The sequence below is a fragment of the Citrobacter sp. MGH106 genome (assembly GCF_001037495.1).
Taxonomy (GTDB): Bacteria; Pseudomonadota; Gammaproteobacteria; order Enterobacterales; family Enterobacteriaceae; genus Citrobacter; species Citrobacter murliniae.
The window spans coordinates 723,362-737,144 of record NZ_KQ089822.1 but is presented as its reverse complement, the minus strand read 5'-3'; the positions used below and the strand labels follow the sequence as shown (position 1 = coordinate 737,144).

Annotated in this window: 19 protein-coding genes; all 19 read right to left on the bottom strand. The window is 53.2% G+C overall.

The window, feature by feature from the left end; genetic code table 11:
* Window positions 1-27: 27 nt before the first annotated feature.
* Entirely contained in the window at window positions 28-435 is a 408-nt protein-coding gene (gene gpG, locus SK36_RS03435; RefSeq protein ID WP_048216153.1) for a phage tail assembly chaperone G, read from the bottom strand.
* Window positions 436-471: 36 nt separating this feature from the next.
* Complete coding sequence (locus tag SK36_RS03430) at window positions 472-1,209, bottom strand: phage tail tube protein (protein ID WP_048220762.1); 738 nt, start codon at window positions 1,207-1,209, stop codon at window positions 472-474.
* A gap of 7 nt (window positions 1,210-1,216) precedes the next feature.
* Window positions 1,217-1,615 (bottom strand): phage minor tail U family protein, encoded by a 399-nt coding sequence (locus SK36_RS03425; RefSeq protein ID WP_003826202.1) that lies wholly within the window; start codon window positions 1,613-1,615, stop codon window positions 1,217-1,219.
* Window positions 1,612-2,166 (bottom strand): phage tail protein, encoded by a 555-nt coding sequence (locus tag SK36_RS03420; RefSeq protein ID WP_003034808.1) that lies wholly within the window; start codon window positions 2,164-2,166, stop codon window positions 1,612-1,614. Before SK36_RS03420 ends, SK36_RS03425 begins: the two co-directional genes overlap by 4 nt.
* Before the next feature lie 9 nt (window positions 2,167-2,175).
* On the bottom strand, window positions 2,176-2,529 hold the full coding sequence (locus SK36_RS03415) for a head-tail joining protein (RefSeq protein ID WP_048216150.1): 354 nt from the start codon (window positions 2,527-2,529) through the stop codon (window positions 2,176-2,178).
* 11 nt (window positions 2,530-2,540) lie between these two features.
* Window positions 2,541-2,945 (bottom strand): DNA-packaging protein FI, encoded by a 405-nt coding sequence (gene gpFI / locus SK36_RS03410; protein WP_048220761.1) that lies wholly within the window; start codon window positions 2,943-2,945, stop codon window positions 2,541-2,543.
* Window positions 2,946-2,990: 45 nt separating this feature from the next.
* Window positions 2,991-4,016 (bottom strand): major capsid protein, encoded by a 1,026-nt coding sequence (locus SK36_RS03405; protein WP_003034798.1) that lies wholly within the window; start codon window positions 4,014-4,016, stop codon window positions 2,991-2,993.
* A gap of 68 nt (window positions 4,017-4,084) precedes the next feature.
* Entirely contained in the window at window positions 4,085-4,417 is a 333-nt protein-coding gene (locus tag SK36_RS03400; RefSeq protein ID WP_048216148.1) for a head decoration protein, read from the bottom strand.
* 9 nt (window positions 4,418-4,426) lie between these two features.
* Window positions 4,427-5,764, bottom strand: a complete 1,338-nt coding sequence (locus tag SK36_RS03395; RefSeq protein WP_048220760.1) for a S49 family peptidase — start codon at window positions 5,762-5,764, stop codon at window positions 4,427-4,429.
* Entirely contained in the window at window positions 5,745-7,337 is a 1,593-nt protein-coding gene (locus SK36_RS03390) for a phage portal protein (RefSeq protein WP_003826190.1), read from the bottom strand. The genes SK36_RS03395 and SK36_RS03390 overlap by 20 nt, the downstream gene beginning before the upstream one ends.
* Complete coding sequence (locus SK36_RS03385; protein ID WP_003034782.1) at window positions 7,334-7,540, bottom strand: phage head-tail joining protein; 207 nt, start codon at window positions 7,538-7,540, stop codon at window positions 7,334-7,336. The genes SK36_RS03390 and SK36_RS03385 overlap by 4 nt, the downstream gene beginning before the upstream one ends.
* Window positions 7,540-9,462, bottom strand: a complete 1,923-nt coding sequence (locus SK36_RS03380) for a phage terminase large subunit family protein (protein ID WP_048220759.1) — start codon at window positions 9,460-9,462, stop codon at window positions 7,540-7,542. The genes SK36_RS03385 and SK36_RS03380 overlap by 1 nt, the downstream gene beginning before the upstream one ends.
* Window positions 9,437-9,982, bottom strand: coding sequence for a terminase small subunit (locus SK36_RS03375; RefSeq protein ID WP_000453624.1), 546 nt, complete (start codon window positions 9,980-9,982; stop codon window positions 9,437-9,439). The genes SK36_RS03380 and SK36_RS03375 overlap by 26 nt, the downstream gene beginning before the upstream one ends.
* A 247-nt stretch (window positions 9,983-10,229) precedes the next feature.
* Entirely contained in the window at window positions 10,230-10,958 is a 729-nt protein-coding gene (locus SK36_RS03370) for a hypothetical protein (RefSeq protein WP_048220758.1), read from the bottom strand.
* A gap of 920 nt (window positions 10,959-11,878) precedes the next feature.
* Window positions 11,879-12,076, bottom strand: coding sequence for a hypothetical protein (locus SK36_RS24920; protein WP_075261751.1), 198 nt, complete (start codon window positions 12,074-12,076; stop codon window positions 11,879-11,881).
* Window positions 12,033-12,302 carry a hypothetical protein gene (locus SK36_RS03360; RefSeq protein ID WP_048220756.1) on the bottom strand — a complete coding sequence of 90 codons (270 nt, stop codon included), beginning with the start codon at window positions 12,300-12,302 and terminating at the stop codon, window positions 12,033-12,035. The genes SK36_RS24920 and SK36_RS03360 overlap by 44 nt, the downstream gene beginning before the upstream one ends.
* 7 nt (window positions 12,303-12,309) lie before the next feature.
* The gene (locus tag SK36_RS03355) at window positions 12,310-12,924 is read right to left on the bottom strand and encodes a glycoside hydrolase family 19 protein (protein WP_048220755.1); all 615 of its coding nucleotides are present in this window, start codon (window positions 12,922-12,924) and stop codon (window positions 12,310-12,312) included.
* Window positions 12,924-13,205 carry a phage holin family protein gene (locus tag SK36_RS03350; RefSeq protein WP_000250463.1) on the bottom strand — a complete coding sequence of 94 codons (282 nt, stop codon included), beginning with the start codon at window positions 13,203-13,205 and terminating at the stop codon, window positions 12,924-12,926. Before SK36_RS03350 ends, SK36_RS03355 begins: the two co-directional genes overlap by 1 nt.
* The gene (locus SK36_RS03345; protein WP_001283171.1) at window positions 13,192-13,578 is read right to left on the bottom strand and encodes a phage holin family protein; all 387 of its coding nucleotides are present in this window, start codon (window positions 13,576-13,578) and stop codon (window positions 13,192-13,194) included. The genes SK36_RS03350 and SK36_RS03345 overlap by 14 nt, the downstream gene beginning before the upstream one ends.
* Window positions 13,579-13,783: the final 205 nt, after the last annotated feature.

Below are 13,783 nucleotides of genomic sequence, written 5' to 3'. Positions count from 1 at the left end.
ATTCACGCGCCAGTTTCAGGACGAATGTCAGCTCGCTGGCGAGGACTTTTCCAGACTGACCAGATCAGTCACAGCGATATCCTCTGGATCATTCGCTTCCTGCAGCGGAACCATGCCGGATAACAGCTTCACGCTGTACTCTGCAGCGGAAACAATCTCCAGCGGCCAGGTCATCAGCACTTCATTCTGGATCTGCTCAACGTCTTCTTTCGGTGTTTTGTGCGTCCCTTTCAGGGGATGTCCATGCCATAAAGACATGGCCACCAGCAGTGCGCCGGATTTAATCGTCATATCCATCGCCGCCTGCATGTCGGCATCGGTGATACTTTCCAGCGTCTTCAGGTGTTCAAGATGCTCAATACGCTGCAGCGCCGACAGTTCGTAGAGCGTGACGGTCTTACCGTTGCGTTCGAACGGCTCACTTTTTAAAAACATGGGTTACTCCAGAAAGCGGGGCCACAGCCCCGGAAGTCAGGAAACGGTGACTTTACAGGTCGCGACAAAAAGCCCGTCGTTGGTCATCACGATAATGTCGGCGGTTCCGGCGGCAATGCCGGTTACTGTCAGAACCGTACCGGCGACAGTCACTGTGGCTTTACCTGCATCCGTGGTGGTGGCCCGGAAAGATGGATCGCTTGCGCTGGCTGGCGCCACGGTGACATTCAGCGTGGTGGTGGCAGCAACCGCAACGGTGGTGGTCGATTTATCCAGGCTGACGCCGGTTACGGCAATCGCTGCAGCAGCGCTGTCTTCAGCAAGACCTGGTTTGCCGTTGTTGCTGATTTTGACAGAACGGGTAATGGTGTCTTTTGCCGTCACCGTTTTACCCAGGCTGCTTACCCAGCCACGGAACACATCGATGGCGCCATTCGGGTATTTGATTTTGTACGCCAGCACGGTACCGTCATCAAACCAGCGAACCAGATCCTGCTGCCCGCTCTCGGCAGGTTTCCAGGCCAGCGTAAAACTGGCCTCCCCCGCCGATTTCTGCCCCTGCGCGGTAGCAGTCCAGTCGGCATCTTCGTCGTCCAGATAGGTGTCGTCGTTTGATTCGGCAGTCAGTTCACCGGGCTGCAGGTCTTTAATCTTTGCCAGGCGCGTCCAGTCAACATCCGATAATGGGTTGGCGAAGGGGTTACCCGATCCGGAATAAATCCAGAGCGTGGTGGTGGCACCCTTTACCGGCGCCAGTGGGTTTGGTGTAGTCATTACGTCCTCACATTTCGTAAGTAATGGAATATTTCAGATCAGCCGAACTCCACAGCCCAAGATCGTCATCGCGCTGGTAGTCATACCCCTGCTGCACCATGTTATTGATCAGCAGAGAAAGTCCTGGCACATTGCCAAGCACCGGATAAATACGTGACTCCATCCAGTCATCGAGCTCGGAATCGGGTACCTGCGCCGGTAAAAAGATTTCGATATGCAGCGTGGCCTGCCAGATATCAGCATCCAGTTCTTCGCCGGTATACCCGGCATCCGTCAGGAAGACAGCGACCGCCGGAAAATCCCCCTCCTCCAGTACCGCTGGACGTCCGTCAAAATAGAGTGCGTCTTTACCAATATGGCTCTCCAGCGCATCAATAATGGCCTTTCTAATATCAGTGTGTTTCATCGTTTCAGAATCAGCCTGAGTTGGTTTTTAAGGGATGCCCGAAGTTCTTTGGGCATATCCGATTCCATGAGCTTCGGCAGCTCATCTTTAAATGCGGTCGTCAGTGGCGCTGCCAGTGGAATGCTGACCACTTCAATCGGGTAGCGGGGTCTGGATGTCCGTCGCATCACATGCCATCGGCCATTCTTCAGTTGTTGAATAAAACCACCAGGGAAACGAAAAGGGCCAATACGCAACACACTATTGGCCCCTTTTTTGTCCCGTTTTCTGCGGGATAACCGTACGCTGGCGGTACCGAGCTTTATCGCGGGCAGGTTGCCCCGGTTCACGCGAATCATTGCCATCGGCTTTTTCGCCGTGGCGCGTTTTATCCTGGCGCGTTGTTTTACCAGCTTGCGTGGCACCCGCGTATCTTTCGAGACAACGGCAACGCTTCTACTGACTGCCCGGGTGGCGACACGGTTAACAGCCTGCGCTGAGGCACGCGGAACCGCCGTATTGCTGATGCTGTTCAGGTTTGCTATAGCCTGTTCAAGCCCTTTTAAAGACATAGTTTCCCCTTAACGGCGTCGGGTTGCTGTGGGAGGAGAACCCGTACCGAGCCAGACATGGCAGGATCCGCAGTCATCAGGACCAATACGATCAACCCAGAAAGGTTTTCCGTTAATATCCAGCGTATCCAGCCGCGCCAGCTGCACAATCGTTGCTGATTTCACAAACAGCGACGGGCTGGTCCCCTCGACACGGATGCCGGGTGTGGCGTAACCGATATTTTCCGGATCATCGAAAACACCACTCAACGTGACGCCAGAAATAGCGCCGGACGTTACTGTTGCAGAAGTCCCCATAACCTGCCGAATAGTGTCATCGGCCTGTGTTATTGCAGCATCAAAAAGGTTATCGAAATCAGCCACACAGCCCCCTGTTAGTGCTTGCGGACCAGCCCAAGTGCAACCAGGCTGTCCGCATCCGCTTCTGTCACGCGGATCACGGTCCCCGCCTCCACAATAGATACCCGTTCATCGCGGGTCGCGTGCAGCGCCTCAATGTGCAGCGTGACCAGCGTTTCGACTGCCGTCAGCGCGTCATCTGTTCTACCGCTTAATACAGTATCCACTGGCGGCACGGGGTCTACGGCGCCGGTGGATGCACTACCATCACTCACGCCACCATTTTCAACACTATCGGTATCCGTGCCTTCATCCAGTTCTTCCTCCAGCTCCGCAATGCGCATAGAGAGCTCCTGAATGGTGCCACTGGTATTCACTTCCCGACCAAGCTGCGCGCCAAGCTCATTAAGCCGCGCAATCAACTTTTCTTTTTCTGTCATAAGAACAACTCCGGAACAGGGCCCCGCAGGGCCACAGAATGGACATCAGGCGAGTTTGACAGACACGAACGCATCCGGGTCAGCCAGCAGCATCAGTGGTGCAGACTGGATCATGGTGAACTCACGCGCCGGATCGCCTGTCTGTACCCAGTTTTTCGGATAACGCGTGGAAGCGTTAATGCCTTCACGCTGGGCATCAACATCCTGAATGCAGCCGTAGGTGCGCAAACCGCGCGCCTGGGTATTACCCAGCACCATGCTCAAATCCGGCAGGTAGTTCTTTTTGGTGTCGTCTTCAATGTATTGCCCGGAGTAAACGACGATGGCCACATCGCCATACATTCCCTTGTAGGAGACCGCTTCCCCCAGATCTTTCAGCGCCGTTTCCAGTTCAGAGTTAGAACCGCGACGGGTGTCGAGCTTCTCTTTTACCGCTTTGAATGAACGGAACAACGCCCAGCCCTTCGGATCAAAGACGATAATATTGACCACGCCGCTGGCGTTCAGCGCATAGGTTTCAATATCGTCAGTAGGGTCATAGGTTTCTTTGTCGCGGGTGCTCCAGGCCGCAGCACCTGCCTGGATGATGTTGTTTCCGGCACTGCGTCCCATATCCACCTCAACCGGTTCAAACGCTTCGCCGGTCATGGTGTATTTACCGTTGAGAACAGCAGCCACAGCCTGTTTCTCTTCCACCTGAGCAATCGCCAGTTCTTCATCCTTCATGTTCTGCAGGATTATGCGACGGCGGCGGTAGGCCGGGTCAGCCAGATTTTGCGGGTCTTCATCCGGCAGGCGGCGCAGCGTCATCTGCGGGTTTACCTCGTGCTTGGGCTTGACGTAACCCGGCGTAAACTCTGATGTTGCGCCACCACGGGAGCGGATAACCTTGCCGGAAATAACAGGAGAGACGTACAGCGCCATGTTGACCATGCCCGGAATTTGCGACAGATACACCTTCTCGGTGCTGAAGGGGTAGCTTTCACGGAAGAAAATACGCAGGAAAAGCGGATCGAATTTGAATTTCTTCTCATTGACCGCCAGCAGTTGGGCAGTTGTGTAAATTGACATAGATGTTTCCCGTAAAAAAAAGCCGCGAAGGCGGCTTCTGTGGATGATGGTTAGTGTTAAGTCGGATGTCAGACGATACTGATGGCTGTACCTGCGAATGCGTTGCGTTTGATGTGTTCATCTGTCACCGCATCCGGCCAGAGCACATCTTCAATACGGAAAGAGCCGGACTTATAGAATGCCAGCTCAGTGCTGCTCTGGTCCGAGGAAACAGCCAGAATGCCACAGGCAGCCCCAGCATGCTGGCCATCCCAGACGGTCAGCTTGCCGGAAGTGGCATCCAGCATCAGGGGCGTCATCGCCGGTACTGCTTTCGTCAGTTCACCGGGTGCATAACCGGTATGCGCCGGATCACTGTTCCCGAGGGGCTGATTGTGCGTAAATTGTTCAGTGTTAGACATGTTGACCTCTTAAACAGGCGTATTTAACAAATCGTCACCCGCCTCAGCAGAAGCGTTACCTGCCGTGACGGTGCCGGGTGCTGTTTCCATCAGACGATCCAGCGCAGTATCCGTGCGCGCCAGAGCACTCTGAGGTGCTGCGGCAAGAATGCGCTGGGCACTTTCCACGGTCATTCCCGGCGTTTCTGCCAGCGCACGCGCCTGTGATTCACGCCCTTTCGCCTCTTCACAGTTCAGGATCCCCATAATGCGACCGTTTTCGGCTGCGACCGCCGCTGCCACCTGGCTGCTGATATCAACAGTTGCGCCCGCGGCAGGGTCAGTAACGACCACAGCAGGCGCGTCAACGGTGGTCACGGTCTGGTCAGCAGATGCTGCTGGTTGAGTGGTATCTGCGGATGCAGTAGTACCTTTCATGCTTCCTCCTCGGGAAATCATCGTTCGTTTATTAATTGCATCGCGCATAACGTTCAGCGCATCCATGTTGTTGACCAGCTGCTCCGCCAGGCCGTTGTCTACTGATTCCTGGCCTGAAAACACAGCTGCTTCAGTATCAAGAACGGCCTGAACCGACATGCCGGTATAACCTGCCACCTTTTCAGCGAACATCTGCCGGGTAGCGTCGATACGCGCCTGAAAATCTGCACGTACCTCTTTGGGTAATTTCTCGTAGGGGTTCCCGTCCACCTTGTGATCGCCGCTGTAAATCAGCGTGACCTCAACGCCGCTGGTTTTAAGGGCAGCGCCGTAATTGCTGTGGGCCATCATGACCCCGATGGATCCCGTTCTGGCCGTCTGCGTCACAAGCCGACGCGATGCCGCACTGGCAATCAGCTGGCCAGCGCTGCAGTTCATATCGTTGGCTAACGCCCATATGGGTTTGATATCCCGCATGCGGGCGATGATGTCCGCACAGTCAAAGGCACCCGCCACCATTCCACCTGGCGTATCCATATCCAGAAGAATGCCGTCTACACCCGGATCGCTGATTGCCTGCTGGAGGCGGGCGATGATGCCGTTGTACCCCGTCATCCCCGAATACGGCTGGAGTGAGCGGGTTTTACTGACCAGCGTCCCGGAAACCGGCAGCACCGCGATACCATCAGTGACCTGGTAGCTTCGCGCCGGCTTTGGCCCCATGTCCTCATCATCACCAAAGAGTGCCAGCGGTTCAGCCATCTGCTCTGCGCCAAGCGTAACGCCCGACACGGTGTCGGTCAGACGGGTGATACCTAACTGACCAGCGAGCGCGCAAAAGAAAACCCGCGCATAGGCGGGTTCAAGTAAAAGTGGCTCATTGAAGGCCATACTGGCAATGTGCGGGAGATTACGCAGCTCTGGCGTCATCGGTCCCCTCCTCATTCGATTTTTTCAGTCCAGACTCAAAGGCCGAAGCCGCCCACGCTGGCGGTTTAAGTCCCGCTGCGCGGCGCTCCATCGTTTCGCGAACCTGCTGGGCAAAGATTTCCTGATAATCTTCCCCGCGTTTGGCGCATTCCTTCTCATAGGTGCTCAGCCCCGCCTCAATGAGCATGACAGCCTCCTGCACCTCCTTCAGACCGTCAATGGCCATTCTACCGGAGCCGATCCAGTCTGCATTTCCCCAGGCGCTTCTCGCCTCCTGAAAACTGAATCGGGCTTTAGACGGTAATGTCACCACGCGGCGGACAATGGCCTCTTCCAGCCAGCATAAAAACATCTGACAGGCCTGGCGGGAGGCAACAAATTTGCGACGCCCCATAAAGTACGCCCAGGACTCGTTAGCACTGGCGCGGGCGGTGGAATAACTCATCTGCGAATAGTTGCGAGAGAGTTGCTCATACGACACCCCCAGCCCTGCAGCAATGTAGCGCAGCAGAGATTGTTCAAACGTCGAATAGCCGTTGTCAGTGTCCTGCGCTGACTGAAGATTCAGGGAGTCGCCCGGCATCAGATGCGGCACCTTCGCGCCCCCGAGACGAACCGGCGCCGCGGTATAGTACGAGGCCATCTCCCCCAGCCAGCCGGTCATCTTGCTTTGCTGCTCTTTACTGTCTGAGCCGAGAATAAAGTCCATCGCAGTTTGCGTATCCAGCTCACTTTCAATCGTAGCGGCATACATCGCCTTGACAATCGCACTCTGGAGCTGCGTATTTTGCAGTGTATCGAGCATTTTCATTTGCTCCATGACGCTGTAAAACACGTTAGCACCGCGTGTCTGCCCATCTTCCAGGGGTTCAAATACGTGGATAAAGGAAGGCCGGCCGCCGGGCAGTTCACGCGGGATGTAGGTCCACTTCTGCGCCATCCACCCCGGATAGCCATCCTCGCTGACGTAATATCCCAGCGCGGCGCCACTGTCATTTGTTCTGACACCTGCCCGACAGTTTCGCGTGTCTCCGGCATTATTGGGGTTGCTGATGCGTTTTGGGCTCACCATCTTGAACTGTGTGCGGAAAAGACGCGTGGAATCACTGTCCCAGGTGGCCTGTGCACATAACTCACCGTTAAACGCATGCATGGAAACACCCTCGCGGATCATCATGGTGAATGTACGCTTACGTTCCGCATCAATGCAGCAGCAATCGTCCTCCGCAAATTCTTTCCAGGCCGCCTCAACTTCACGGGAGAACGCCCGGGCCTCTTCCTCTCCAATGCCCAGAAAACGCCAGCTGGGGCGATAACTGAGCCGGAAAAATGACCCGACAATGTGATCCTGATGGAGCTGTACCGCGTTTGCCGCATAGCCGTTATTGCGGACCAGGTCGTCAGCGCGCGCGTTACCACGGGAAAAATTAGGCAATAACGCAGCATCTGCGCTTTCACTCGGTGGGTTCCAGGCGCGGAGCTGACCGCCAAAGCCACCAGCACCGCCATGGTATCCGGCATAATCCCGCAGAGCGGTTTTACCGTCCGGTCCTAACAAAGCAGGTGTTTTCATGCGTAAAATCCTGCCGGTCCCCGGCGTCGTGGAGTGGTGCCAACCTGTGACTCAAGTTCGGCAATGTATTTTTTCAGGTCACTGACGGAGGTCGCGGTAAACTCAACCCGCCGGCCGTCTTTTTGCACCGTTGCCACCCGCTTTCCCATCATGAGATCGTGCAACGCAGCGCGGGCGGCATCCAGATCAGTCTGTGTCGCCATTATTCATCTCCAGATAATGCCCTGGCATAATCAGCCAGGGTTTTGTTATTGGTCCGGTTCCCCTCTTCCTCCAGTAGGCTCGCGAGCAGTGAATCAAGATTCAGTTGCCATCGCGAAATACTGATCCGCAGGGCAGCCAGCGCGTACACGAAGCAGTCCAGCGCCTCATTTCGTCGCTTTTTGCTGTCCCAGACGATTTTCTTACGCCCGTCCACCCATTTTTCAACCTGCTCCTCAGCAGTAAGCTGCTGTGCCTCAGCCAGATCGTAAATTTCGGGGTTATTGGGGAAATGCACGGCACCGGCAAGAGGATCACTCCCTTCCGGCTGAAGTGTGAAGCGGTTATAAATCTGCTCCTTTGCGGTATCAGTCCCCACTTCCGTCAGATAAACGCCGTTCTTGTTGCGTTTGCGCGGCATATTCGCCACAGGCTTGCCGTAAACGGAAGCCCCTTTAATTGGGATCACGCGAAACAGACCATGCTTTTTTGAGCGATTGTAGACAATGGTGGGGTCAATACCGCCGATATCCCAGCAGATACGGGATACCGACATTTCCACGCCATTCTTTCGGAGATAGGTTTTGTTAATCGCCTCGTCCACCCTGACGAGGGTCGCTTCATCATCATGACGGCCCATAATGATCTGCCGGTCAATCAGCCAGCTTTCCTCACCGGGCCCCCATCCCCAGACGCGCATTTCATATCGATCCAGTTGGGAGTCGATCCCGGCTGTCAGATAAGCAACACGCTCCGGTACGGATGCCCCGAAGAACTCTTTGCGTTCGGCCATGAGCTCCGCGTCAGGCCGTTCACCAATTTTAGGCTCCCATGTTTCGCCCAGAGTGGTGTTCACGAAGGTTTTACGCTTTCCTGTATCCCCTTTCGTTTTTAGCCAGTCTTTAACGATCTGAACCCAGGTGGTAAACGGGCTGTATGCCGTCCAGATGTGAAACGTCACGCTGTCTGGCGGGTCGATTTCGGTGCCTGTTGATGAAAACCAGGATAAACCGTCGCGCGTCCAGATCCCGGTGGTGTCGCAGATGTAACGAGCTTCAGTGAAATCCAGCTCCTGCTGCTTAATGACGCAGGCATTATGTTCACACAGGTAAAAGACGCTGGAGGGTTCGCCCGGTGTCCATTTCAGCCCGAACGGGGTCTCTTTGTCGCCGAATTTAAGGTACTGCTCTTCACCACAGTGCGGACAGGCAACATGAAAACGCATGAAATGCCCGGACTCGCTGGCAGCACGCTCAATCTGGCAGGTCCCCTTTGTTTTTGGCGTTGAGCCGCGAATAGATTTGGGCCAGACAGACCCCTCAATACGTTTATCACCCAGGAACGTCGGGGATCCCTCTTTCTCAATATCTTCATCGAATGCCGCCAGTTCATCGTAACCGGCGACATCGACCGATTTCTCACGATAGTTTTTCGCCGCTTTACCACCCAGACACCAGAACCCGCGACCGTTGGAGAAGCGTTTCATACTGAGCGTATTGTCCCGGTGCTTTTTTCCATACCAGGGGGCCAGCGCCAGAAGTGACGGAATATCGCGAATCGTCGGCTCAACATGCGACTTCATAAAGTTTTCGGCGTCACCATCAGTAGGCAGCCAGATAAGGGAATTTCGCTGTTTGTGCTGAATAAAATACGCATAAACACCCAGCAACATTTTTGAATAGCCAACACGGGCAGACTTAACAACGTTGACCTCACGTATGTAATCGTTACCCATCGCATTCATGATCGCGCGTTGAAACGGCAACGTTTCCCAGCGCCCTTCCTGGTAGGCCGACTCTTTGGGGAGATAGTAATTATCGTCTGCCCATTCAACCGCCGTTTGCGGCTCAGGTCGGTACAGCGAAAGTAGACCCGCGCGCGCAGAGTGCTGCAGCCCCTTAACCTGACTGTTCGATATATTCACTCAGCAACCCCGGTATTATTTCATCCAGCGCAGCTGCTTTGTTCATGGCTTTAATGATGTCCTTCTTGAGGAAATCAATATGTCGGTTTTCCAGCTCCGGGAAGCGCCGCTGAACCGACAGAGGAACTCCATCAAGAATGCTGGCTACTTCTCCGGCCATCCGCGACAGCACGAACGTGCAGAATGCGGTTTCCACCACCTCAGCGGAATCTTTTGCATTTTTTAGTTCCTGGGCATCTGCCTGCGCTCGGGTGAGGCGGTGACGCTCATAGTCAATCGTACCAGGCTGAAGGTCGGATTCCGATGCAAGACGAAGGTCTTCCACCTCCTTCCGTAATTTCTCATTCTCAATCGCCGCGTCGCGTGCGGAATACCATTCGATAGCCGCGGAAGATTCATAGAGGACCTCATTACCTTTTCCACCGCCACGTGCTACAGGCATTCCCTGATCCTGCCAGTTCTGAATGGTTCGCACGCTGACCCCAAATATTTCAGAAAGACGCTTTTTGTTGACCTCCATAGCTCACTCCATACACAAAAACAGAGAAAGGAAACACCCTCTGGCTATTTAGCCGTTTTTAAGGCTTATCATTTCCTTTCTTTTCAGGGGGTGTTTACAGTTAAAACAATGAATTAGCGAGAAGAAGAACGGAAACGGCAAATGCCTGAAAATTTTCATAAATAGCGAGAATCTGCGAGGTCGCCGCCCCGTAACGGCCCGGATCGCCGGAAAGGACCCGTAAACGATAATGATTATCAATTACACGCTATCGACGGCACTGCTGCCAGATAACACCACCGGGGAAACATTCCATCATGATGGCAGTGCGGACATAGGAAGCCAGTTCATCCATCGCTTTCTTGTCTGCTGCCATTTGCTTTGCGACATCCAGCGCCGCACATTCAGCAGCATTTTTCAGCGCATTATCAAGCACCGCTTCGAGATTGGTATCAACGCCAGATTTAACTTCGAATTTATCGGTACTAATGGTTACCTTGTTCTGCACCGGCTCATCACGCCGGATACCAAGGCTGATGTTGTAGATATTGGTCACCGGCTGAGGTGTATCGATTGCCGCTGCGTGGATAGCACCATTTGCGATAGCGGCGTCCTTGATGAATGGCACTCCATTGCGAATAAGTTCGAAGGAGACGGTGTCACGAATACGCTGGTCCAGCTCGTCGATTGCCTTTTGTGCAGCAGAGGTATCAATCTCAACACCAAGCGCCATCGAAGCGCAATATTGCTGCTTACCAAAACGCGTATTGACCAGGTGTTCAACGGCAAATTTCTGCCCTTCTGATGTCAGAAAGGTAAAGTGATTTTCTTTCTGGTATTCAGTTGCTGTATGTCTGGTTTCAGCAAAACCCAGCTTGCGTAATTCAGCGGCACCAGATTTAGACGGCAGGTCACCTGACAGCAACGCGCCACGGAAAAAGAGTGCATACAGCACGTCAGTAGCAGCGCCAGACAGCGTAATGATTTTGTTACTCATGATACGTTTCCTTTTAGGCGTGAGTCTGTCGCACGGCAATGCCGCCCGAGAGGTAAATGCAACCTAACGGCATCACCCAGGCTCGCTACTGAAAGACTCTCTTCGATATGCGCGTGCGATACGCATGAAATTCCGGTCCGGATACATGTGTTTTTATCAGGATATCCAAACCTATTTGCTTGCCTTATTTTGGTCGTAGCGGAATTAAATCCGTGCAAAGGAGATGTGAGCAATGAGTCTAGAAAAATTATTAATCAAAGACAGGAAGTGCGGTACATGTTCTGTTTGTTGCCATTCGTTACGAATCGAACAACCTAATCTTAAGAAGCTCGCCGATGTGCCATGCCAACACCTTAGACCACAAGGAGGATGCTCGATTTATAATGCACGGCCAGATGTATGCCGTACCTGGTATTGCGGATGGCGAATAATGGATGTTGGCCCAGAAATGAGACCCGACCGGAGTGGGGTTCTGATCCGTTTCGATGGATCCTCACTCTGTTTTCAACCCGTAGATAAAGATCGTGTATCGTCTTTGCTCGATTCAGAGCCGCTGCGCGTTTTGGGTGCCTCCATAGTCAATGGAATGAAGGTTGAAATATCAGTCCCCACGAAGGAAGGTTATTGCTCAGCCAATTTGGACGTTACTGAACTTATGTCAGTGGTCGTTAAAAGTAGAGAGTATGAAAAAATGCGTTCAGCACTGCTTGCAGCTATCCAGTTTGCGTCACATTCAAAGACAGACCCCGTAGAACCACTGAAGTGATTATTCGAGTCGGAGCCCCCTCCGACTCTTTAAAATGGTACTTCTTACAATGCTTAAATTTTTTTAGTAGGCTGACTTCCTCATTATTAATCGACACCATTAATGATTTATCAGATCGAACATTTATTTTTTTCATTGCATGGTTTTCTCTAATTTAATGAGTCCGGCTAGCCTCTTCTGATTCGCAGTTCACCTGCCACGCTCTGTTGTGAGCCAGAATGTCCCGCTTCGTCTGTTTATCCAGCACAGCAATATCATGCTCAGTGAGGTAGATAATATTTACCCAGTCACAGGCCGTGTCCGTTACTTCAGGTTTTACGGGTAAATTTTTCGCGCAACTCACGGTCAACATCGTCATCAGGAAGATGATTAACAGTCTGCTGTACATCCCTGGCTCCTTTTGTTGTTTCTACCCGGCGTTCAGCAACAGCTTCAGTAGCTACTGCACGTTCTTCAGTGCGTTGCTGGTCTGCTTTTGTTTCGGCGATATTGGTTCCGCGTGATTTACCCAGACCAAAAGCACCTGCAATTGCAGCCAGCGCGGCAACAACCAGGCCAATAATCATTTCAAGTCCCATAGTGACCTCACACCAGTGCGGCTTTAGCTTTGGCGTAACGTTCACGGCGGTCGTTAATGCCGTTCTGCCCGCCGTTGATAATCTGCGTGACACGCTCCACATCCCCCGAATAGAGAAGGCAACCACGTAACGTGAAGTACCATGCCGCCGAACGGGCCGCATGTCGCTCTTGCGTCAAAAGTTCTGGCGTACTGATCAGATCAAGTTTCAGCGCCGCACCGCATTTGGTGTAGTTCTCACGACCAGTGATTTGAAGCAGGCCACGACCGCGATATTTCCAGCCGTCACCCTGGCTGTTATTCCCCATGCGGTCACCATAAACCAGATTGGCTATTTGCGGCTGGTGGGCCACCTGCTTACCATCTACACGCCCCAGCATTTCACACTGATACGGCGTCAGGCGTTTACCAAAGGTTTTCTTCAGCCCGTCTACCGAGTATTTGAAGCTCTCGACCAGCGAGGTAAAACCAGCAGATTCATGCCCAACTTGTGCAATGAACATGGCCTGATCGGTAACTGCTGTGATTCCAAACTCTTTCATTGCAGCATCAATGTGCGGAAACCAGCGTGCAGAAAGCCCGGCGCTGATACCAGCCGCCTGCTGAAATTGTGATTGGTTCATTATTGCCTCAAATGATCAACCAGGCGTGCCACGTTGCCTCTGACGGCAACCAGCACAGACAGGAAAATAATGTTGGCCCCGATAGTGGCCCACGATGAATAAGGGTAGATGCCGCACAGATATGCCAGCGGAACTGCGCTGTAGATGACCGTAAGCAGCCACGCCAAGCGAGATATCCATGGTCGATGTCGCGAATCGCCACGACGATAAAACATCAGGGTCAGCACTACACCAGCGCAGAGCAATGCATTTAAAGTTGCCGATGGGTCATTTTGTACCACCTGAACCTCCCCGGCGCGTTATCAGCGCCACCAGCGAGCCAACATCCTGATTATTCAGGAACGTCAGGATTTTCACGGCTAAAGCAGAAACGATTACGGCGCCAATGGCATCCAGTGGTTTATCACTGTAGCCGGTAGCCTGAGCCAGCTTTGAACCCACCAGCCCGGAACAAAGGATCCCTGCGATATACGAAACCAGAAAATATGCCAGTCGGCGCGCTGCACTTAGATCTGCTGCGGTTGCAATGTAAAATACAGCCCCGGCAAATGCGCCAAATACCACACCGTAATCGGTTCCGGACAGAAATCCATAGACGCTGGCTCCCGTCAGGACACCACCAGCCAGCCCAGTACCGGAAATCGGATCGGACATTTAGCCCCCTCTTAATTGCTGTGAGTCCTCTCAGGAATGAGGGGAAATAGGTTCAGGCTTCACGGGCTGGATTTATCAACAATGTGTATCGAGGATGATTCCCATGAGCCTGAAATAGAAAAGGCCACCAATTGGTGGCCTTAGAATGCAAAAAACCCCGCCGAAGCGAGGTTTCAAATATTTATTTGGAACTAACTAGTTATCT

Bases quoted from the DNA above. Each gene is read 5' to 3' on its own strand.
- SK36_RS03385 (WP_003034782.1), bottom strand. From the start codon at position 7,540: ATGGCGACACAGACTGATCTGGATGCCGCCCGCGCTGCGTTGCACGAT.
- SK36_RS24920 (WP_075261751.1), bottom strand. From the start codon at position 12,076: ATGTTGACCGTGAGTTGCGCGAAAAATTTACCCGTAAAACCTGAAGTA.
- SK36_RS03400 (WP_048216148.1), bottom strand. From the start codon at position 4,417: ATGTCTAACACTGAACAATTTACGCACAATCAGCCCCTCGGGAACAGT.
- gpFI (WP_048220761.1), bottom strand. From the start codon at position 2,945: ATGACAGAAAAAGAAAAGTTGATTGCGCGGCTTAATGAGCTTGGCGCG.
- SK36_RS03375 (WP_000453624.1), bottom strand. From the start codon at position 9,982: ATGGAGGTCAACAAAAAGCGTCTTTCTGAAATATTTGGGGTCAGCGTG.
- SK36_RS03425 (WP_003826202.1), bottom strand. From the start codon at position 1,615: ATGAAACACACTGATATTAGAAAGGCCATTATTGATGCGCTGGAGAGC.
- SK36_RS03405 (WP_003034798.1), bottom strand. From the start codon at position 4,016: ATGTCAATTTACACAACTGCCCAACTGCTGGCGGTCAATGAGAAGAAA.
- SK36_RS03430 (WP_048220762.1), bottom strand. From the start codon at position 1,209: ATGACTACACCAAACCCACTGGCGCCGGTAAAGGGTGCCACCACCACG.
- SK36_RS03420 (WP_003034808.1), bottom strand. From the start codon at position 2,166: ATGTCTTTAAAAGGGCTTGAACAGGCTATAGCAAACCTGAACAGCATC.
- SK36_RS03370 (WP_048220758.1), bottom strand. From the start codon at position 10,958: ATGAGTAACAAAATCATTACGCTGTCTGGCGCTGCTACTGACGTGCTG.
- gpG (WP_048216153.1), bottom strand. From the start codon at position 435: ATGTTTTTAAAAAGTGAGCCGTTCGAACGCAACGGTAAGACCGTCACG.
- SK36_RS03390 (WP_003826190.1), bottom strand. From the start codon at position 7,337: ATGAAAACACCTGCTTTGTTAGGACCGGACGGTAAAACCGCTCTGCGG.
- SK36_RS03360 (WP_048220756.1), bottom strand. From the start codon at position 12,302: ATGGGACTTGAAATGATTATTGGCCTGGTTGTTGCCGCGCTGGCTGCA.
- SK36_RS03395 (WP_048220760.1), bottom strand. From the start codon at position 5,764: ATGACGCCAGAGCTGCGTAATCTCCCGCACATTGCCAGTATGGCCTTC.
- SK36_RS03345 (WP_001283171.1), bottom strand. From the start codon at position 13,578: ATGTCCGATCCGATTTCCGGTACTGGGCTGGCTGGTGGTGTCCTGACG.
- SK36_RS03355 (WP_048220755.1), bottom strand. From the start codon at position 12,924: ATGAACCAATCACAATTTCAGCAGGCGGCTGGTATCAGCGCCGGGCTT.